The sequence below is a fragment of the Mesorhizobium sp. L103C131B0 genome (assembly GCF_000502275.1).
In the GTDB taxonomy this organism is placed as follows: domain Bacteria; phylum Pseudomonadota; class Alphaproteobacteria; order Rhizobiales; family Rhizobiaceae; genus Mesorhizobium.
In genome coordinates, this window is record NZ_AYXC01000026.1 from 33021 (window position 1) to 52600 (window position 19580).

The window sequence follows — 19580 nt, forward strand, 5'->3', positions numbered from 1 at the left end:
TCATTCCAAGATGAGCTATTTTTTGTTCCAAGGTTCGAATCCCCATTTGCCAATGCTTAACATATTTCGGGATTCGAACATATAGGGAACAATACGGACCGAACGATGAGAGCCCGAGTAGGAGTTTCCGCTTCGCTTATCTGACAATGCCTCTGGCGGAGGCTTTGGCGCCGATCGCCTTACCTGGCGCATGATGTTTGCGCAAGGCGGCGAGAAAGCCGGCGCGGGCGTCTGGCTGTTCGATGCCGCGCGGCTCGTAGACATGGCGGGTGAAAAAGAAACCGGTCAAATGGAAGGCGTCCTCGAGTGCCGCGTGGTCCGCCCGCAAGCCGGAGCCGCGCTGCAGGAAGGCCGGCAGCGCCAGCATCTTGTCGCGCCATGGCGCGCCGGCCTGGCGCGAAACCGCGCGGCCGGATTTCGGCGAGACATAGGCCAGATCCTGTCTGGCGCCGGTCGCCGCGCACTGGCTGAGATCGAGGCCGAAGCCGAGTTCGTCGAGGATGAGCAGTTCGAAGCGCGCCACCAGTTCCCCGGCGGCATCCGAATCGTCCAGATGGGCGATCATCACGGCAAGCGTCTCATACAGGCCGCCATGGGCGTCGCGCTCCGGCAGGAGCCTGAGATGCGCGGCCATGGTCTGCAGGCCGTAGACGGCGACTGCGCTGTCCATCAACCGGGCGGCATTCATCTCGATCGCCTCGGCCTGGAAGGTGCCGAGATGCTCGTCGAGGCGTGCCCGCCACAAAAGGTCGACGCGGTTGCCGGCCTGCAGCACCGGCTGCTGCTTGCGCGAGCGCCCGCCGCGCACCAGGCCGAGATGGCGGCCATGCGCACGCGTCATTACCTCGAGAATGGCGCTGGTTTCGCCATGCTTGCGGGTGCCGAGTATGATTCCCTCGTCGCGCCATTCCATGGCAGGAGCTTGTCACCGGTTGCGTGGCGAAATCAAGATTTTGGCGCGCCGCGTGCGATCTGTGCTGACATTGGATCCCCACACATCGTCGAAAGGCTCTGATCACGCGAATTCCCGGTGATCGGCCAGGACGTCGTCGATGACGCGGCGCGATCGCTCGGCTTCGGCTTGGTTGGCGTCGTGTCCGGCAACCGTGATCAGCGCCTTCCACAGCGTCCAGCCGCGGCCGCGCGCCCAGGTCGCTTCATCGACGTCGATGGCGGCGCGGAACGCCTCCCGGCTCTCGCCCTGGAAGAACGTCCAGGCGATCGCCAGGTCGCAGGATGATCGCCGATGCCGGAGGTGCCGAAGTCGATGACGGCGCTCAAACGGCCGTTTTGGACCAGAAGGTTGCCCCAGGCGACGTCGCCGTGAAACCAGACGGGCGACCCTTGCCAGGTGGCGGCAAGGGCCGCATCCCAGACAGCGGTGGCCGCCTGGGTGTCGATCTGCCCCTCCAGCGCCTGGAGTGCTTCCCTTGTCTGGTTGTCATACACGCTCGGCGATCCGCCGCGGAAGAAATTGTGCTGGCCCGCGGGCGGCCCGCCCGCCGGATCGATCCGCCGGAGCGCAATGAGGAACTTGGCCAGATCGACCGCGAACTGTGGGCGATCGGCGATTTCGGCGGTCTTGGCTGTTTCGCCGTCGATCCAGCGGTAGACGGACCATTGCCAGGGGTAGTCCTCCCCAGGCTCGCCCATCGCCAGTGGAACCGGGATCGGCAGCGGCAGAAGCGGCGCCAGCCTGGGCAGCCAGCGGTGCTCTTTTTCGACCTGCAAGGCATATGGTGCGGCACTCGGCAGCCGCAGAGTCATATCATTGCCGAGGTGGAAGGTTCGGTTGTCCCAACCGCCAAACGTCACCGGGCTCACCGGCAGATGCCGCCATTCCGGAAACTGCGCGTTGACCAGCCGGCGCACGAGATCGGTATCGATGGTCGGTTTTGGATCAGGCATGTCATCGTCTCAAACTGCCGGAGCGGCATTTCTAGACGATGAAGCTCAATGGGGAAACTCAAGCCCCATCTCACGGTAGCGTTCGGGGTCGTCGCCCCAGTTTTCACGCACTTTGACGAACAAGAACAGGTGCACTTTCTGCTCGAGAATGCCGGCTATTTCCATGCGCGCCGACTGGCCGATGGCGCGGATGGTCTCGCCCTTGTGGCCGAGCACGATCTTCTTCTGGCTGTCGCGCTCGACATAGATGGTCTGGTCGATGCGCACCGAGCCGTCCGGTTTCTCTTCCCATTTCTCGGTCTCGATATGCGAGGAATAGGGCAACTCCTGATGCAGCCGCAGATACAGCTTCTCGCGGGTGATCTCGGCGGCCAGTTGGCGCATCGGCAGGTCCGAGATCTGGTCTTCCGGATAGTACCAGGGGCCGACCGGCAGCGCTTGCGCGAGATAGTCGAGCAAATCCTTGCAGCCGGAGCCGGTCAGCGCCGAGACCATGAAGGTGCGCTTGAACGGCACCTTTTCGTTTGCTGCCGCAGCCAGGGCCAGCAGCGCCTCGTGCTTGACCCGGTCGACCTTGTTGAGGATCAGCACCATCGGCTGGCGGACGTCCTTCAGCCGCTCGAGGATGGCGTCGGCGTCGCCCCTGATGCCGCGCTCGGCATCGATCAGCAGAAGCACGATATCGGCGTCCTTGGCGCCACCCCAGGCGGTGGTCACCATCGCGGTGTCGAGCCGGCGCTTCGGCTTGAAGATGCCGGGCGTATCGACAAAGACGATCTGCGCGTTGTCATGCGTGGCGATGCCGCGCACGATGGCGCGGGTGGTCTGCACCTTGTGGGTGACGATCGACACCTTGGCGCCGACCAGTTGGTTGACCAGCGTCGACTTGCCGGCATTGGGCGCCCCAATCAGGGCAACGAAGCCGGAATGCGTGGCCTCCGCTGCCGGAGGGAGATCTTCGCTGCCGGTCACGCCGCACTCCCTTGGTTGGCCCAGATGCCCTCGCGCATAAGAAACGCCGATGCCGCCGCTTCTTCGGCTGCGCGGCGAGAGCCGCCCGTGCCGCTTGCCGGCGCAAAACCGCCGACCTTCACGGACACCGTGAAAACCGGTTGATGTTCAGGTCCCTCGCGTTTCTCGATCGCGTATTCGGGCCTGACATCACTGGTCTTGGCGATCCATTCCTGCAGGTCGGATTTCGGATTGGGCGGCTTGGCCACCACCTTTTGCGAGCGCGGCTCCCAGTAACGCAGGACGAATTGCCTTGCGGCATCGAGGCCGCCGTCGATATAGACCGCCGCGATCAGCGCCTCGACCGCATCCGCCAGATAGTTTCCGCCCGAGCCGCGCGAGCGCGCCTTCAAGGCAGCGTCGGCCCGAACCAGATCTTCGAGCTGCATTTCAATGCCGATCTCGGAGCATGTCCGCGCATCGACCAGGGCATTGAAGCGCGGGGCGATTTCACCTTCCGGCGCTTCAGGAAACTTTTCGAAAAGCAGGTCGGCAACGATCAGGCCGAGCACGCGGTCGCCAAGGAATTCGAGGCGCTGGTTGTTGCTGCTTGCCTTGACCGCACTGGAATGGGTCAGCGCGGTCTCGAGCAAACGGACATCCCGGAAGGAATGGCCGGTTTTGGCTGTCACCAAATCGGCCAGAGTTTCACCCGTCGGGCGCTTCAAAGCCATCAATTCACGAAATGGAACAGGCGCGACAGGCGCACCAGCGACGGCCATTTCCAGATCTCGAGCGGGCTCGCCTTCCCGGCGATCGAGAAGAAGACGATGTTGGCGCGGCCGACAAGGTTCTCCGCCGGCACGTAGCCGACGCTGAGGCGGCTGTCGGAGGAATTGTCGCGGTTGTCGCCCATCATGAAATAGTTGCCGGGGGGCACGACGAACTCGCGGGTGTTGTCGGTGATCGAATTCGGTGTCAGGTCGAGCGTGTCGTAGCTGACGCCGTTGGGCAGGGTCTCGCGATAGACGTCGACCGGCTCAGGCACTTCCGTGATATCAGGATTTTGGATCTGGCCGGTTTTCACACGAGGCACGCCCTGGCCGTTGATGAACAATTGGCCGTCCTTCATCTGGATCTTGTCCCCCGGCAGGCCGACGACGCGCTTGATGTAGTCGAGCGACGGATCCGGCGGGAACTTGAAGACCACCACGTCGCCGCGCTTCGGATCGGAACCCCAGATGCGGCCGGAAAAGATGTCGGGGCCGAATGGCAGCGAATAACGCGAGAAGCCGTAGGACCATTTGGTGACGAACAGATAGTCGCCTTCGAGCAAGGTCGGCCGCATAGAGCCGGACGGGATCGAGAAGGGCTGGAACAGCAACGTGCGGATGACCATGGCCAGCAGCAAAGCCTGGATGATGACGCTGACGATTTCGCCAAGCCCGCCGGATTTCTTCTCGGATTTTTCAGCCACGCTCATGTCGTCCTCGATTGTGCGTTGGATGGTATAGAGTCTCGGCGCGCGCTGGGCAACGTCAAGTCGGCGTTAGATAGCGGTCGTCTGATGCAATCAATGTGGCGCTTGTTCGGCGGGCAACGCCTCGATGATCACAAAGGCTTGAGCAAGCGGGAAATCATCGGTGATTGTGAGGTGGATCGCCGCTCTGTGCCCCTGTGGCAGGATTTTGGCCAGCCGTGCCGCCGCTCCCCCGGTCAGCGCCATCGTCGGCGCGCCGCTGGGCAGGTTGGCGACCCCCATGTCGCGCCAGAACACGCCCTGCGCCAGGCCGGTGCCAAGCGCCTTGGCGCAGGCCTCCTTGGCGGCGAAGCGCTTGGCATAGGAGGCTGCGCGGCCCTTGCGGCCTTCCGAGCGGACCTGTTCGACCTCGGTGTAGATGCGCTGGATGAAGCGCTGACCATGCCGTTCCAGCGACTTTTCGATGCGTCTGATGTCGATCAGGTCGCTGCCGATGCCGATGATCATTCCGCCGGAACTTCCCGTCCGCCGTGCCCGGCCTTATGCGCCCGCTCTGCCATGCGCTTCCTGCGCTGCTCGCGAAAGGCTGTCATCCCCCAGCGGGTGATGCCGTAGAAGATCAGCCCGAAGATCAGGCCGAGCGGCACAGCGCCGATCAGCATCGGCTCGAGCACCGGATGCCACAGTTTTGCAAACGACAGCGTGTGCATCATCTCACCAAGATGCGCAGGCGGTCCGTTCTTGGGCAGGCGTTCATGCAGGATCAGCTTGCCGACTTCCCAGGACGCTCCCCACAGCAGCGGGAAAGTCAGCGGATTGCCGAAGAATACCGCGCCGAGGGCGGCGGCCACCAGATTGCCGGCGACCACCCAGCAGAGCACGGCGGCGACGGCGAAATGGAAGCCGAGCGGAAAGAAGGAGGCGAAAACGCCGGCCGCGACGCCGGCCGCGACCGCATGCGGTGTCGCGTTCAGCCGCAGGATGCGCTTGGAGAAATATTGCAACGAGCGCGAAAACGAGCGGCGCGGCCACAGATAGGTACGCACCCGCTCCAGAATGCCATCAGGCTTTCGGCGTCGAAAAAGCACTCTGTTCCAGTTCCCGGTTCGTCACGCCCAAATTGCAACCATCCCTGGCCGGGCGCGGTCGCTCCATCTTGCGCTTCGAGGGCGCAGAAAGGCAACAACGACTTTGATATAGCGACTGCCTTGCGGCGGAACAATGAAACGCCGCCGCGATGGTCTGCCGCAGGCGGGTAACGATGGTCTGCCGCAGGCGGGTAACAAGAGCGCCATTGGGGCGAAACTGAGGACAATATCGATGAAAGCTCCCTGACGACGGCAATGTCCGCGCGAAGACGACGCCGAGGCGGATAGACTATTCCCGATATTCGCTGACTTCGACCAAATTGCTGTCCGGATCGCGGAAATAGACCGACATCATCTTACCGCGGGCGCCGGTGCGCTCGACCGGGCCGACTTCGATGGCAACGCCGTTGGCTTCCAGACTGGCGCAAATCTCGGCAAGCGGCCTTGCGGCGATCAGGCAGAAATCGCCGGACCCAGGCATCGGCGTCTTGGCTTTCGGTTCGAAAGTGTGCGTTGCCTGATGCAGATTGATCTTCTGCGATCCGAACAGCAACCCCGTCGGCCGGTTCGGCTCGTCGAGGCGCTTGAGGCCAAGCACCCGCTGGTAGAAGGCGCAGCTGTCCTCCACCGAGCGGACCATCAGCACGAAATGATCGATGCCGGCGATCATGGTGATGTCCCCTAAATGTTGCGGCTACCCGGCTTGATCGCCGGGATGGCGGCAAGTTCCGGCGGCAGGCGGTCGGCGGGATAGGCCGGCACCTCATATTCGGCAAGCGCGATCAGCGGCACGCCGACATTGGTCTTGCCGGCCGAGCGGTCGATGATGCAGGCCGCCGCCACGACCTCGGCGCCAATCGCGCGCAGGCAGTCGATGGTTTCGCGGATCGAAAGACCAGTGGTGACGATGTCCTCGACGATGACGACGCGCGATCCCGGCGCGATCTCAAAGCGGCGCAGCCTGAACTCGCCGCCTTCGCGCTCCACCCAGATTGCTGGCACACCGAGATGGCGCGACGTCTCATAGGCCGGGATCAGGCCGCCGATCGCCGGGCCGACGACGTAGTCGACCTTGCCCGGCACCGCCTTGCGGATCTTTTCGGCCAGCGCCTTGCAAAGCCGCTCGGTCTTGTCGGCATGCATGAAGACGCGCGCCTTCTGCAGGAAGACCGGGCTGCGCAGACCCGACGTCAGGATGAAATGTCCCTCCAGAACAGCGCCTGCCTCGCGGAAAATGCCCAGAACTTCGTCGGTATTCATAACTCGCCCCATGTCCATGGTGAATGGTAGTGAGAACGCCTTCTTTCACTATTCACTATTCACTATTCACTATTCACTATTCACCCATTCACACGCCGCGCATCGCTGACGCTCGAATTATCCTTGAGCTGCGACAGCAGCCGGTTGAGGTGCTTCAGATCCCAGACTTCGAGATCGATCAGCATTTCGGTGAAGTCGGGCGCGGTGCGCACCATCGACAGCGTATGAATGTTGGCGTCGTTGGAGGCAACGACCTGGGCGATGTCGGCGAGCGAGCCCGGCGCGTTGATGGCGGTGACCGAGACGCGCGCCGGAAAGCGCTCCTTGGTCTGCTCGTCAATGTCCCAGCGCACGTCGATCCAGCGCTCCGGCTGGTCGTCGAAGGCCTGCAGCGCCGGCGACTGGATGGGATAGATGGTGATGCCGGTGCCCGGCTGGACAATGCCGACGATGCGGTCGCCAGGCACGGCCCCTTCCGGCGCGAAACGCACCGGCAGGTCGCCGCGCACGCCGCGGATCGGCACCGCGCCATCGCGCGGCTGGTCCTTGTCCTTGCGCGCGGCTCGGGTGCCGGGCATCTGGAACAGCATGCCGGCGGCGTTGCGGATCTTCGACCAGCCCTCCTCGCGCTGCTTGGGGGCGCTGACGGTGACGCGCTCGTCCTTGTAGTCTGGGAAGACGGCCTTCATGACGTCGGTCGAGGCAAGTTCGCCGCGCCCGACCGAGGCCAGCACATCCTCGATGTCCTTGCGCGCCAGCCGGTGCAGCACCGGCTTCAGGCTTTCCTTGGTGAAGGTCTTGCCGGCGCGTTCGAAGGCGCGCTCGAGAATGCGGGCACCAAGACCTGAATATTGCTTGCGAATGGCGTTCTTGGTGGCGCGGCGGATGGCTGAACGCGCCTTGCCGGTGACCACCACCGACTCCCACGCCGCCGGCGGCACTTGCGCCTTGGAGCGGATGATCTCGACCTCGTCGCCGTTCTTCAGTTCCGTCATTAGCGGCATGATGCGGCCGTTGACCTTGGCACCGACGCAGGTGTCGCCGACATCGGTGTGCACGGCATAGGCGAAGTCGATGGGCGTGGCGCCGCGCGGCAGCGCAATCAGCATGCCTTTCGGCGTGAAGCAGAATACCTGGTCCTGGAACAGCTCCAGCTTGGTATTTTCGAGGAAGTCTTCCGGGTTGTCGCCTTCTGCCAGTTGCTCGATGGTGCGCCGCAGCCAGGCATAGGCGTTGGTCTCCTTCGAGATCGCATGGGCGGCGCCGTTCGTCTTGCCGCCGGTGTCCTTGTAGATCGAATGGGCGGCGACGCCATATTCGGCGATCTTGTTCATCTCGCGGGTGCGGATCTGCAGTTCGACGCGCTGGCGCGACGGGCCGACAATGGTGGTGTGGATCGAACGGTAGTCGTTCTGCTTGGGCGTAGAAATGTAATCCTTGAAGCGGCCAGGCACCATCGACCATGTGGTGTGGATGGCGCCGAGCGCGCGGTAACAGTCTTCGACGCTGTCGACGACGACGCGGAAGCCGAAGATGTCCGAGAGCTGCTCGAAGGACAGCGCCTTGGCCTCCATCTTGCGGAACACCGACCACGGCTTCTTCTGCCGGCTCTTCACCCCGGCATTGATGGCATGCTTCTCGAACAGCGCCGACAGCGCCTTTTCGATGTCGGTCAGCACACCCTTGTTGCGCTCGAATATCTCGGCAAGCCGCGCGGTGACGGCGCGGTAGGCTTCCGGATTGATGAAGCGGAAGGCGATCTCTTCCAGCTCCTCACGCATGCCTTGCATGCCCATGCGCCCGGCCAGCGGCGCGTAGATGTCCATCGTCTCCTCGGCGATGCGCAGGCGCTTGGCCTCGGGCATGTGGTCGAGGGTGCGCATGTTGTGCAGCCGGTCGGCGAGCTTGACCAGCAGAACGCGGACATCCTCCGAGATGGCCAGCAACAGCTTGCGCAGGTTTTCCGCCTGCTCGGCCTTCTTGGAGACGAGATCGAGCTTCTTCAGCTTGGTCAGGCCTTCGACCAGCTTGCCCATTTCGGGGCCGAACAGATCGTCGATCTCGGCCCGCGTCGCGGTGGTGTCCTCGATCGTGTCATGCAGCAAGGCGACGGCGATCGTCGCCTCGTCCATGTGCATTTCGGTGAGGATGGCGGCGACTTCGAGCGGATGCGAGAAATAGGGATCGCCGGAAGCGCGCTTCTGGTGGCCATGCTTCTGCATGGCGTAGACATAGGCCTTGTTGAGCAACGCCTCGTTGACGTCAGGCTTGTAGCGCGCAACGCGCTCGACAAGCTCATACTGACGCATCATGGGCGGGTTCTCACGGTGCTGAAATGATTGATGCGCCGCACTGATGTACGGCGCATCTCATAGATAGCCACGAAACTCACGGGACGGAAGTGCCGGAACCATATTCCCGGCAGGTCCAGGGCAGCGATTAGTAGTCGTCGCTCTTTTCCGGGGGAACCAGGCCCTCGATGCCGGCCAAAAGGTCTTCCTCGGTCATGCGATCGAAGGTGACGTTTTCTTCGGCGTCGTCGGCATCGGTAGCTGCAACTGCGTTGCCGGTCTGGTCGGCGATCGCCTCGCCGTCGGCCTCGGGCTCGTCGACCTCGACATGCTTCTGCAGCGAGTGGATCAGATCTTCCTTGAGGTCGTCGGGCGACAGCGTCTCGTCGGCGATCTCGCGCAGCGCTACGACCGGGTTCTTGTCGTTGTCGCGGGGCACGGTGATCGGCGCGCCCTGGCTGATCTGGCGGGCACGGTGGCCGGCGAGCAGCACGAGCTCGAAGCGGTTGTCGACCTTGTCGATGCAGTCTTCAACGGTTACGCGGGCCATTGATTGCCCCTTTCATGCCTGGATTTGATGGAAAACAGGCGCGGTCCATAACCCGAACGCCGCCAAAATACAAGCATTATGGCGCCGTGGCCCCATCGGCTGGCGAATGCCAGTCTCTGGCGCCGGTGAATGCCTTGCCGGCAAAGCCCGCCTACCGGCGACGACACGGCTCCGATCACAATTGCTTGCAGTGCGCCCCGGCACCCTTGGATTGCCGTAAAACTGGCGCTATCTCGGTTGACGAAAGGTCAGCCGGTTTATTTACGAGCCGACCGATATAACGACCCATTTCGATTAGTCCGCCACCTATTTCGAAAAAGGAATATTGCCATGTTCGACCCCCGTGAAAAAATCGCTCTTTTCATAGACGGCGCCAATCTCTACGCCACCTCGCGCGCACTCGGCTTCGACATAGACTACCGCAAACTGCTGTCCAGCTTCCAGAAGCGCGGCTATTTGCTGCGCGCCTATTACTACACCGCTCTGGTCGAGGATCAGGAATACTCTTCGATCCGCCCTTTGATCGACTGGCTCGACTACAATGGCTTCAAGGTGGTGACCAAGCCGGCCAAGGAATTCACCGACTCGACCGGCCGCCGCAAGATCAAGGGCAATATGGACATCGAACTGACCGTCGATGCGCTCGAACTTGCCGATGTTGTCGATCACTATGTCATCTTCTCCGGCGACGGCGACTTCCGCACACTGGTCGAAGCGCTGCAGCGGCGCGGCCGCAAGGTCTCGATCGTCTCCACCATGGCCTCGCAACCACCGATGATCTCGGACGATCTGCGCCGCCAGGCCGACCATTTCATCGATTTGACCTCGCTGAAGAACGAGGTCGGCCGCGATCCCTCCGAACGGCCGGTGCGCAGGCCCGAGCCGGCCGAAGTCGAAGAGGAAGACTATTGACGGCGGCGGCCTTGGACGCCGCTCCCGAACCCGACCGCGACTGCCCGCTCTGCCCGCGCCTGCATGATTTCATCGCAGACTGGCGGCAGCGCGAGCCGTCGTGGTTCAATGCGCCGGTGCCGACTTTCCTGCCGCCTGATGGCGAGGACGCCGTCGAGCTGCTGATCGTCGGGCTGGCGCCCGGCCTGCGCGGCGCCAACCGCACCGGGCGACCGTTCACCGGCGACTATGCCGGCGACCTGCTCTACTCAACGATGATCGCTCACGGTCTTGCCCGCGGCGAGTTCAAGGCGCGGCCGGATGACGGGCTCGAACTGATCGGCACCGCGATCACCAATGCGGTGCGCTGCGTGCCGCCTGAAAACAAGCCGGTCGGCGCCGAGATCGCCACTTGCCGCAGCTTTCTGGTGCCGACGATTGCACGCTTTCCCAAACTGCGCGCCCTGCTGGCGCTGGGCTCCATCGCCCACCAGTCGACCGTCAGGGCGCTGGGCCAGCGCGTCGCCGCCTATCCGTTCAAGCACGGCGGTCAGTTGCCGGCCGGCGGCGTCACGCTGTTTTCCAGCTATCATTGCTCGCGCTACAACACAAACACCGGTGTTTTGACCGAACCCATGTTTGTCAAGGTATTCAGCGACATCGCCGCCTTCCTGCGCAATTAACGCCTTCAGAACCCCGCCAGCACGATCTTGCCCTTGGCTTGCCCGGGCGCGGATGACGAAGCTTGCCGAAAGGCAGGCATGACGAGACAGGCGCTCTCCAAAGCCTTGAGCGGCGACGGGAAGCCGGAATTGCGACAATCATGAAAGTCCCGGAAGCGCTCGGTCTGAAACCGACCTTCGTTAGCGCGCAGACTGGCCGGAACGCTGGGTAGGGCCGATCAGCGCCGCGATGTTTGGTTCCAATCTCGCGCCGGTCGAGCACGCCAGGTCAAGGCGCGGCAAACAACTCAGCCAGCTTCTCCTGCCCGCCCTTCAGCACATTCAGATCGACATCGCCGATGATACCGTCGACGCGGCCCATATTGTGGTACTGCCAGTAGATCCAGTCGTTGCGACCTGGCTCCAGGAGCAACGAGCGACGCCAGAGCGGGCGAACGTCGATTTTCCCGGCATAGGCGTCCTCAGCCTCGTCGGTCAGGTAGATGATCGCCGGCTTGCCGAACGCAGCTTCAACCGGTCCGAGGAAGGCCTGGAGTTCCGCGCTCAGCTGCTCCGGCGACGGGCGTTGCGGGCAGTTGCCGCCGAATTCGATGTCGACGACCGGTGGCAGCAGCGGCTGGTCGTGCGGCACCACCGCGATGAAATTTTTCGCCTGGTCGGCGCCCGGCCGGCAGAAGGTGAAGAAGTGATAGGCGCCGACGGCGAGGCCGGCCGCGCGCGCCTCGCGCAGATTCTTGGCGAAGGCATCGTCGACATGGTCGCCGCCCTCGGTCGCCTTGATGACCGCGAAGGCGACATCGTCGGCGGCAACGCGGCGCCAGTCGATCTCACCCTGATGATGGGAAACGTCGATACCCCTGACCGGATAGCTGTCACGATCCGGCGAGAAGGTCCGGAAATAGAAGAAGCCGCCTGCCGCGACGAGGCCGGCAAAGACCAGACTGGCCGCACCCCAGAGGATGATCCGGTTCTTCAAACCTTTCCCCATCGTGTGTCGCTGCTGCAGCTGTTCGAAACTTGAAAGCCGACGTCTGGCTTTTCTGGGACTGCCCGAGGTTCTAGCCGCGTTCCTTCATGAGCCGGCCCTTTTCGCGCGACCAGTCGCGCTGCTTTTCGCTCTCGCGCTTGTCGTGCAGTTTCTTACCGCGGCCGACGGCGAGCAGCAGCTTGGCACGGCCCTGGTCGTTGAAGTAGATTTTCAGCGGCACCAGCGTCATGCCTTCGCGATCGATGCTCTGCGCCAGTTTTGCCATCTCGCGCTTGTTGAGCAGCAGCTTGCGGCGCCGCCTGGGCTCGTGGTTGAAGCGGTTGGCCTGCAGATATTCCGGCAGATAGGAGTTGATCAGCCAGATCTCGCCGCCCTCGACCGAGGCGTAGCTGTCCTGGATGTTGGCCTGACCCTGGCGCAACGACTTGACCTCGGTGCCGGTCAGCACAAGGCCGGCCTCGACCGTGTCGAGCACCTCATAGGAAAACCGCGCCTTGCGGTTTTCCGCAACGGTCTTGTTGTTGGGATCGGCTTTTCTGACCTGGTTCATGATGCGGAGAGGTGGCGCCTCATCCTTAATTTATCAAGCCGGCGTGTTTCATCGCCGCATCGATCTTCTCGGCGGTCGACGCCTCGATGGTCACCAGCGGCGAGCGCACCACGTTCTCGACCTTGCCAATTTTCGACAGCGCGTATTTGACGCCGCACAGGCCGGGCTCGAGGAAGATGGCCTTGTGCAGCGGCAGCAGACGGTCCTGCAATTCCAGCGCCTTGGCGCTGTCACCGGACAGTGTGGCTTCCTGGAATTCGGCGCACAGCCGCGGCGCGACATTCGACGTCACCGAGATGCAGCCGACACCGCCATGAGCGTTGAAGCCGAGGGCAGAGGCATCCTCACCTGAAAGCTGGATGAACTCCTTGCCGCAGGTGGCGCGCTGTTCGGACACGCGCTCGACCTTGCCGGTGGCATCCTTGACGCCGACGATGTTCTTGAAGTCGTGCGCCAGCCTGCCCATCGTCTCCGGCATCATGTCGATCACCGAGCGCGGCGGGATGTTGTAAATGATGATCGGCAGCTTGGTCGCCCTGGCGACGGCAGCGAAATGCTCGTACAAGCCGCGCTGTGTTGGCTTGTTGTAATAAGGCGTGACGACCAGAGCGGCGTCGGCGCCCGCCTGCTCGGCATACTGCACCAGACCGACCGCTTCAGCGGTGTTGTTGGAGCCGGCGCCGGCGACGACCGGAGCGCGGCCCTTGGCCACATCGATGCAGACCTTGACGACATGGCGATGCTCGTCATGCGACAGCGTCGGCGACTCACCGGTGGTGCCGACCGGGACGAGGCCCGTCGTGCCCTCGCCAAGTTGCCATTCGACGAAGGCGCGAAAGGCTTTCTCGTCGAAACGCCCGCTCTTTTCGAACGGTGTCACGAGCGCAGTAAGCGAGCCTCTCAGCATGTCGTCCAACTCCTTGGGACTTGTTTGTTTATGCGTGTCATCGTCCCAAAACCGGTTCCCGCTTTTGGGCGACTGCATCGGGCGCCTTCTAGCCGAAAGCGAAGCCGCGCACCATAGTCTCGACACTGTTGCGCGGCAAGCATGCCGATGGTGCCAGCAAGCGCAATTCGAACGGCCTCGATAACCCTTTGTTTACGGGCTCTTCACGACCTAAGTCTAGGCTCTCGGGCACCTGGGCTTGCCATCTAAAGTGCCGCAACAGGGAAAGATCAGGATCATGCCGGCCGGTCGGCCACTCCGCTTCATATTGCTTGGCGCCGTTGCCCTGCTGATAGTGGGGACGGCGGCAAACGAGAGCGTCGACGAGCAGACGACCTCATCGATCCCGATGCCCGACATGCAAGACAGAGCGCAGACCGATGCGCCCTCCCCCAGTATCGTCGTGCTGAAAAGCGGTCTCGACGCATTGGCGACCGGCGATATCGCCGCGGCGCGAGCCGTGCGCGAAACATTGCCGGCCAATTCGCTGGACCGCCATATCCTGGCCTGGGCAATCGCGCTCTATGGCGGCGACCATGTGCCGAGCAGCGAGATTGCCGATACCGCAAAGATGCTGCCGAACTGGCCGGGCACCATGGCCTTGCGCAAGAACAGCGAGCGCGCGCTCTACCGCGAAAGCCCGTCGCCGCAGACCGTGGTGAAAGCCTTTGACGGCAGCCAGCCGCTGACCTTTCAAGGCGTGGTCATCCTTGCCCGTTCTTATGTAGCTCTTGGCAACACCAAGGCTGCGCTTTCCGTGCTGTCGCCATTCTGGCGCACCGAGAAGCTGGAAGCCAGGGACGAGGCGGCCGTCAGCAAGGAGTTTGGCGCCATCATTCCGGCTGCCGACCATCGTTTCCGCATGGAACGGATGTTTTATGCCGACCGGGAGAATTCGGCACTGCGGGTCGCAGCCCTTGCCGGCGCGCAACCGCTGGCCGATGCCTGGGCCGCCGCCTCGCGTGGCGACAAGAACGCGGCCAAGCTGTTGAAAGCGGTGCCTGCCGCGCAGCAATCGGCCGGCTATTTCTTCGCGCAAGCCGAATATCTGCGCAAGCAGCGGAAGTTTGCGGACGCCGCCGCGGTGATGATGAAAGCGCCAACGAACCGCGACGCGCTGGTCGATCCCGATGCCTGGTGGGTCGAGCGCCGCGTGCTGTCGCGCGCACTGGTCGACCAGGGCGACTGGAAGACCGCCTACAAGATCGTTGCCGCGCATGCCGCCGAAAGCCCCGCCAGCGCCGCCGAGGCCGAATTCCACGCCGGCTGGTATGCGTTGCGCGGCCTCAACGATCCTGCGACGGCCTCGACCCATTTTGCCCGCATCGCCGATCTCGCGCAGGGACCGATGTCGCTGTCACGCGCCTATTACTGGCTTGGCCGCGCGGCGGAAGTCGGCGGTCCCGGCAATGCGAAGGATTATTTCACCAAGGCGGCAGCCTATGGCACCACTTTCTACGGGCAGTTGGCGGCGGAACGGGTTGGCTTGCGCACGCTGAACATCGTCTATCCCGAGCCAAGCACTGCCGACCGCCAAAGCTTTGACGGCCGCGAAGCCGTCAGCGCCATCAAGCGGCTGCAGGAGGCGGGCTACGACCGCTATGCCGAGACGCTTTACCGCGACCTCGCCGGGCAGTTGACCAGCCCCGGCGAGCTGGCGCTGCTTGCGGTGCTGGCGGAAAAGCAGGGCAATCATTTCATGGCGCTGAAGATCGGCAAGATCGCCGGCGCGCGCGGCATCGATGTCGGCGCGCTGTCGCATCCGCTGGGCGTCATTCCCGACACCGCCGACATATCCGGCTCGGGCAAGGCGCTGGCCTATGCGATCGCCCGCCAGGAAAGCGAATTCAATGTCGGCGCCGTCTCCAGCGCCGGCGCGCGCGGCCTGCTGCAGCTGATGCCGGGCACCGCCAAGCAATTGGCGAAGAAGGCCGGCGTGACCTTCTCGCAGGATCGGCTGACCAGCGACGCCGGCTACAATGCGACGTTGGGGGCTGCCTTCCTCGGCGAGCAGCTCGACCGCTTCGGCGGCTCCTATGTGCTGACCTTCGCCGGCTACAATGCCGGCCCTAACCGCGCCAGCCAATGGGTAGCCAAGTACGGCGACCCGCGCGGCAAGGGCATCGACGCCGTCGTCGACTGGATCGAGCGAATTCCCTACACCGAAACAAGAAGTTACGTGCAGCGCGTGATGGAGAATTACGAGGTCTACAAGATGCGCATTTCGGGGAAGTACGATATCGTTGGGGATTTGGTGAACGGAAGAGGCTGAGGCCGCAGAGCTGTCGCCACGGGCAGACGTTGGCGATCCTTGGCGCCCCCCTCTGGCCTGCCGGCCATCTCCCCCACGAGGGGGGAGATCAGCTGTCATTGCCGATTTCGCCAATCTCCAACGTCGAAGGAAGGGCGTAGCACCTGAACCGCCAATCTCCCCCCTCGTGGGGGAGATGTCCGGCAGGACAGAGGGGGGCGCTGTCCCTCCGACATTTCCAAGAGTGTCAGCTTGCCGACAACCCTCGATTTGACCGCTCCCACCCTCGCCTGTAGCAGACGGAGACAATCCGGCCAGGGAGTCCTTTTAATATGTCGAGCACCGACGGCTTCTCCGACTTTTTCTACACCGCGCCGGACGGGCTCAAGCTTCACGCCCGCGTCTATGGCGAGACCAATTCGGCAGACTGGCAGGTCGTTTGCCTGGCCGGCCTGACCCGCAACGCGCGCGATTTCCATGAGCTGGCGCTTTATCTGTCGCAGCGGACCGACAATCCGCGCAAGGTCATCGCCTTCGACTATCGCGGCCGCGGCCAGTCCGCTTACGACCCTGATATCGGCCACTACACTATCGGCATCGAGGCCGGCGATGTCCTCGCCGGACTGGCCGCTCTGAACGTCGAGGAAGCGGCCTTCGTCGGCACCTCGCGCGGCGGGCTGATCATCCACGTGCTCGGCGCGCTGCGGCCAGCCGCGCTGAAAGCCGTTGTGCTGAACGACATCGGACCGGTGATCGAGGCCGCGGGGCTCGCCCATATCCAAACCTATCTCGACCCGGCACCGAAACCGAAGAGCCGCGCTGAGGCGATCGATGCGCAACGCGTCGCGCACGGCGCGGATTTTCCCGCGCTGACGGCAGCGGATTGGGAGCGGATGGTGTCGGCCCTTTACCGGGAGACGGGCGAAGGTCTCCTGCTGCCGGATTTCGACCCGCGGCTGGTCCAGACGGTGGCGGGCCTCGACCTCAGCAAGCCGTTGCCGGATCTGTGGCCACAGTTCGAGGCGCTGGCGGCCATACCTTTGCTTGCCATTCGCGGCGCCAACTCGAAACTCCTGTCGGCCGACACACTCGACGAGATGCAAAAGCGTCATTCCGGCATGGAAGCGATCACCGTCGAGGGCCAGGGCCATGCGCCCTTCCTGGAGACAGGCAATCTGCCGGGCGCTATCGCGGCTTTCCTGGATGGAGTACCAAATTCTGCCCAGAAAAAGTAAACCCCAAGATCAAATATGATCCTGGGGTTGCCGCGGCAGTATATGAAAGCCTTGGTTAACTATTTGGCTTTCGAGCTTTTCCGGGGCGTCTTGGGTGCCTTCGCCGCTGCCGCTTTGCCCTTTTGGGCAGGCGCTGGCACTGAGGCCGTGGTCAGCGGCGACGCGAAGGCGGAGTTTTTTCCATCGCCGGACAGCCCTTCGCCGCGGGGCGTTTCCAGCACGACAACGCAGCCGTCGAGATCGTTGGTGGCCAGATGCGCATAGCGCATGGTCATCGAAAGTGTCTGATGGCCGAGCCACATCTGAACGCGCCGGATGTCGATGCCGCCCTGGACCAGACGTGAGGCACAGGTGTGACGCAAGATATGCGGAACCACCTGGTCGTCGGCGCCGAGGCCGACCTCGGCCTTGGCATCGTTCCAGATGGCGCGAAACTGCGCCTGGCTGAGTTTGGTGAACGGACCCTTGGGCCGGCGGCCCTCTGACGGCGGCAGTTTGATCACCTCTTTGACCCGCTCGGTCATCGGGATGGTGCGGCTGCGGCCGGATTTGGTGATCCAGAACGAGACGCGATGTTCCTGGATGTCGTTCCAGATCAGTCCGAGCGCCTCGCCGAGGCGGCAGCCGCTGTCGACAAGAAAGACCGAGAGACGGTAGGCATCTTCGCTGCGGGTCCTGATGGCGGCAAACAGCCTTGCTTCTTCGTCCCTTTCGAGGAAACGAATCCGACCCGCCCGCTCCTTCTGGCGGCGGAACTCGGGCAGGCTGTGGATATCTCCCATCTTGTAAGCCTTGCGCAGCAGTTTGCTGAGGGCAGCCATCTTTCGATTGATGGTTGCGTTGCTGTTGCCGCGCTGGCGCAAGGTGCCGATAAGATTATCAAGGGTGCTCTGGTCAAAGGCGCTGAACCGTTCTCCGAGGAGAATCTCGTCTATTTCGCCGATGAAGGAGCTGACATTGTATTTGTGTCGTCCATCATCCCAGAGTATGTCTCGGTATGCTGAAAAAAGCTCCCCGACCCGGTGCGACTTTACTTCTCTGATCTTGTTGTAGCTGTATTTTATCTTCGCATTTTGAGAAGAGAACATTGAGAAATGTTCGGAGGGGTTGCCCTCTTGTATCGCGTCGATGGTCATAATTTGCCACACCCCCGAGTGGATAGAGTCAGACCTACCCGCTTGGAAGCGTCCTTTCAAGAGATTTAATCACGCAGTTGTGAATTCACCCGCCCATCAGCGGATCCCACGAACTCACCCTACGGACTGTTCAGCTGCCGATTCCCCCTGTTCCTTCTGCTTGTCTTGACCCAGTCACGAAACAAAACAGCCCGGGCGTTGAAGCGCCCGGGCTGGTATTCACCTGTCGTAAGCCAGCTCTTAGAACGAGCGCTGGAAGCGGAGCATGCCGCCGATGGCGTCGTCGTCCCGGGCATCGGTCCAATCGGAGTCGCCAACGTTGATGTAGTCGACTTCGGCCGTGACCGTGAAGCCGGGAACGACGTCGTAGGCGATGTTCGCCGCGGCGCCGAAGTTCTTGTCTTCGTCATACGAAAGCTGGACGTTGAACGAGGTCTTCTCGTTGATGGTGTAGGTGCCACCACCCCAGACTGCCCAGTTGCCGCCCCACTGCTTGTAGAAGCCGCGGCCGCCGGCCGGGATTGCCCAGGTCGGATCCGACAGATTGTCGTCGGTGCCGTAGCCGCCAATGATGAACAGCGACAAGTTCTGCATCGGGGTGACGTCCAAACGAACCTTGCCGGCGACTTCTTCGTAGTTGCTGTCGTAAGCAATGACGCCGGTGATGGCCCCCCAGCCCTGCGTATACTTCAGACCGCCGACGACATGCGGAACATAGCTGTCGATGGTGCCGACGACGCCAGCGCCTTCTTCGAGCGAGAGGACGGCGGAGAAGCCGTTGCCGGCATCGAAGTAGTACTGGATGACGTTGGTGTCGAAGCCGCCGTAGGGAACCAGCGTATCGTTGATGACGCTGCCTGCGTAGCCGATGAACGTGTTGAAGGCCGATTCGTCTTTACCAACACGGAGACCACCGAGCTGGATCCAGGCGAAGTTCAGCGAAACGCTCTTCATGCCGGCCGGATTGCTATCGATAAAGGCTTCATTGACGAGGGGGGTGTTCGGATTATCAGGGGTGTTGACGCCGTACCGGTTGTTGTTGCCGAAGTTGAAGCGGGTCTCGGTGTAGGTCTTCAAGGTGCCGAGTTCGGTTTCCTGGTTGGTCCAGGTCTTGAAGGTGGCGCGGGCATTCTTGTACCAGGTGTCCTGCACGTCGCCATCTTCGTGGTCGACCGACTCCGCACCCGTGAATGCGCCGACGTCGCCGGCGCCGATATCATAGCGGACATAGCCGCCGATGCGCAGGCAGGTTTCGGTGCCGGGAATGTAGAAGTAGCCCGAGCCGTAAACGTCGCAAATCTTGACGTATTCAGCCGGTTCCGGCTCGGCGACGACGACGGCGTCGGCGGCGCGCGCACCGGAAACTGCGATC

General features: G+C 62.7%; 19 protein-coding genes and 1 pseudogene. 4 read left to right on the plus strand and 16 right to left on the minus strand.

From position 1 onward, the window contains the following. Positions 1-136: 136 nt before the first annotated feature. From recO to rpoZ, 11 genes and pseudogenes are all read right to left on the minus strand, one after another. Positions 137-913 (minus strand): DNA repair protein RecO, encoded by a 777-nt coding sequence (recO, locus tag X730_RS137895; protein ID WP_023827502.1) that lies wholly within the window; start codon positions 911-913, stop codon positions 137-139. A gap of 102 nt (positions 914-1015) precedes the next feature. Continuing rightward, positions 1016-1908 (minus strand): annotated as a pseudogene (locus X730_RS02610) (aminoglycoside phosphotransferase family protein). Between the two features lie 45 nt (positions 1909-1953). Continuing rightward, positions 1954-2880 (minus strand): GTPase Era, encoded by a 927-nt coding sequence (era, locus tag X730_RS137890; RefSeq protein WP_023670243.1) that lies wholly within the window; start codon positions 2878-2880, stop codon positions 1954-1956. Then, entirely contained in the window at positions 2877-3593 is a 717-nt protein-coding gene (rnc, locus tag X730_RS137885; protein WP_023692856.1) for a ribonuclease III, read from the minus strand. The genes era and rnc overlap by 4 nt, the downstream gene beginning before the upstream one ends. Beyond that, positions 3593-4342: a signal peptidase I gene (gene lepB, locus X730_RS137880; RefSeq protein WP_023670241.1), complete on the minus strand. Its 750-nt coding sequence runs from the start codon at positions 4340-4342 to the stop codon at positions 3593-3595. Before lepB ends, rnc begins: the two co-directional genes overlap by 1 nt. Positions 4343-4432: 90 nt before the next feature. Beyond that, a complete protein-coding gene (acpS, locus tag X730_RS137875) occupies positions 4433-4846 on the minus strand; it encodes a holo-ACP synthase (RefSeq protein ID WP_023670240.1) in 414 nt (137 codons plus the stop codon). Beyond that, a complete protein-coding gene (locus X730_RS137870) occupies positions 4843-5427 on the minus strand; it encodes a DUF2062 domain-containing protein (RefSeq protein ID WP_031197391.1) in 585 nt (194 codons plus the stop codon). Before X730_RS137870 ends, acpS begins: the two co-directional genes overlap by 4 nt. 289 nt (positions 5428-5716) lie before the next feature. Next, positions 5717-6097, minus strand: a complete 381-nt coding sequence (locus tag X730_RS137865) for a VOC family protein (RefSeq protein ID WP_023827505.1) — start codon at positions 6095-6097, stop codon at positions 5717-5719. Positions 6098-6108: 11 nt separating this feature from the next. Then, positions 6109-6687 (minus strand): orotate phosphoribosyltransferase, encoded by a 579-nt coding sequence (gene pyrE, locus X730_RS137860; protein WP_023670237.1) that lies wholly within the window; start codon positions 6685-6687, stop codon positions 6109-6111. Between the two features lie 80 nt (positions 6688-6767). Continuing rightward, positions 6768-8999 (minus strand): bifunctional (p)ppGpp synthetase/guanosine-3',5'-bis(diphosphate) 3'-pyrophosphohydrolase, encoded by a 2232-nt coding sequence (locus X730_RS137855; RefSeq protein WP_023670236.1) that lies wholly within the window; start codon positions 8997-8999, stop codon positions 6768-6770. Positions 9000-9126: 127 nt separating this feature from the next. Continuing rightward, positions 9127-9528 carry a DNA-directed RNA polymerase subunit omega gene (rpoZ, locus tag X730_RS137850; protein ID WP_023670235.1) on the minus strand — a complete coding sequence of 134 codons (402 nt, stop codon included), beginning with the start codon at positions 9526-9528 and terminating at the stop codon, positions 9127-9129. A 330-nt stretch (positions 9529-9858) separates the two neighbouring features. Between rpoZ and X730_RS137845 the strand changes: the two genes are divergently transcribed. Continuing rightward, positions 9859-10440, plus strand: coding sequence for an NYN domain-containing protein (locus tag X730_RS137845; protein WP_023670234.1), 582 nt, complete (start codon positions 9859-9861; stop codon positions 10438-10440). Further along, positions 10437-11102 (plus strand): uracil-DNA glycosylase, encoded by a 666-nt coding sequence (locus tag X730_RS137840; RefSeq protein ID WP_031197392.1) that lies wholly within the window; start codon positions 10437-10439, stop codon positions 11100-11102. The genes X730_RS137845 and X730_RS137840 overlap by 4 nt, the downstream gene beginning before the upstream one ends. A 268-nt stretch (positions 11103-11370) precedes the next feature. On the opposite strand, the gene X730_RS137835 is transcribed toward X730_RS137840, so the two are convergent. The 3 genes from X730_RS137835 to dapA form a co-directional block, all read right to left on the minus strand. Beyond that, the gene (locus X730_RS137835) at positions 11371-12090 is read right to left on the minus strand and encodes a GH25 family lysozyme (RefSeq protein WP_023820172.1); all 720 of its coding nucleotides are present in this window, start codon (positions 12088-12090) and stop codon (positions 11371-11373) included. A 70-nt stretch (positions 12091-12160) separates the two neighbouring features. Next, positions 12161-12640 carry an SsrA-binding protein SmpB gene (smpB, locus tag X730_RS137830; RefSeq protein ID WP_023687280.1) on the minus strand — a complete coding sequence of 160 codons (480 nt, stop codon included), beginning with the start codon at positions 12638-12640 and terminating at the stop codon, positions 12161-12163. 25 nt (positions 12641-12665) lie between these two features. Then, positions 12666-13547 carry a 4-hydroxy-tetrahydrodipicolinate synthase gene (dapA, locus tag X730_RS137825; RefSeq protein ID WP_023727558.1) on the minus strand — a complete coding sequence of 294 codons (882 nt, stop codon included), beginning with the start codon at positions 13545-13547 and terminating at the stop codon, positions 12666-12668. Positions 13548-13824: 277 nt separating this feature from the next. Between dapA and X730_RS137820 the strand changes: the two genes are divergently transcribed. Further along, positions 13825-15858, plus strand: a complete 2034-nt coding sequence (locus tag X730_RS137820; RefSeq protein ID WP_023827508.1) for a lytic transglycosylase domain-containing protein — start codon at positions 13825-13827, stop codon at positions 15856-15858. A gap of 311 nt (positions 15859-16169) precedes the next feature. Further along, positions 16170-17072: an alpha/beta hydrolase gene (locus tag X730_RS137815; RefSeq protein ID WP_023709789.1), complete on the plus strand. Its 903-nt coding sequence runs from the start codon at positions 16170-16172 to the stop codon at positions 17070-17072. A 59-nt stretch (positions 17073-17131) separates the two neighbouring features. On the opposite strand, the gene X730_RS137810 is transcribed toward X730_RS137815, so the two are convergent. Further along, entirely contained in the window at positions 17132-18208 is a 1077-nt protein-coding gene (locus tag X730_RS137810) for a site-specific integrase (protein WP_023754782.1), read from the minus strand. A 240-nt stretch (positions 18209-18448) separates the two neighbouring features. Then, the gene (locus tag X730_RS137805; protein ID WP_050588159.1) at positions 18449-19579 is read right to left on the minus strand and encodes a porin; all 1131 of its coding nucleotides are present in this window, start codon (positions 19577-19579) and stop codon (positions 18449-18451) included. Between the last annotated feature and the right edge of the window lies 1 nt (position 19580).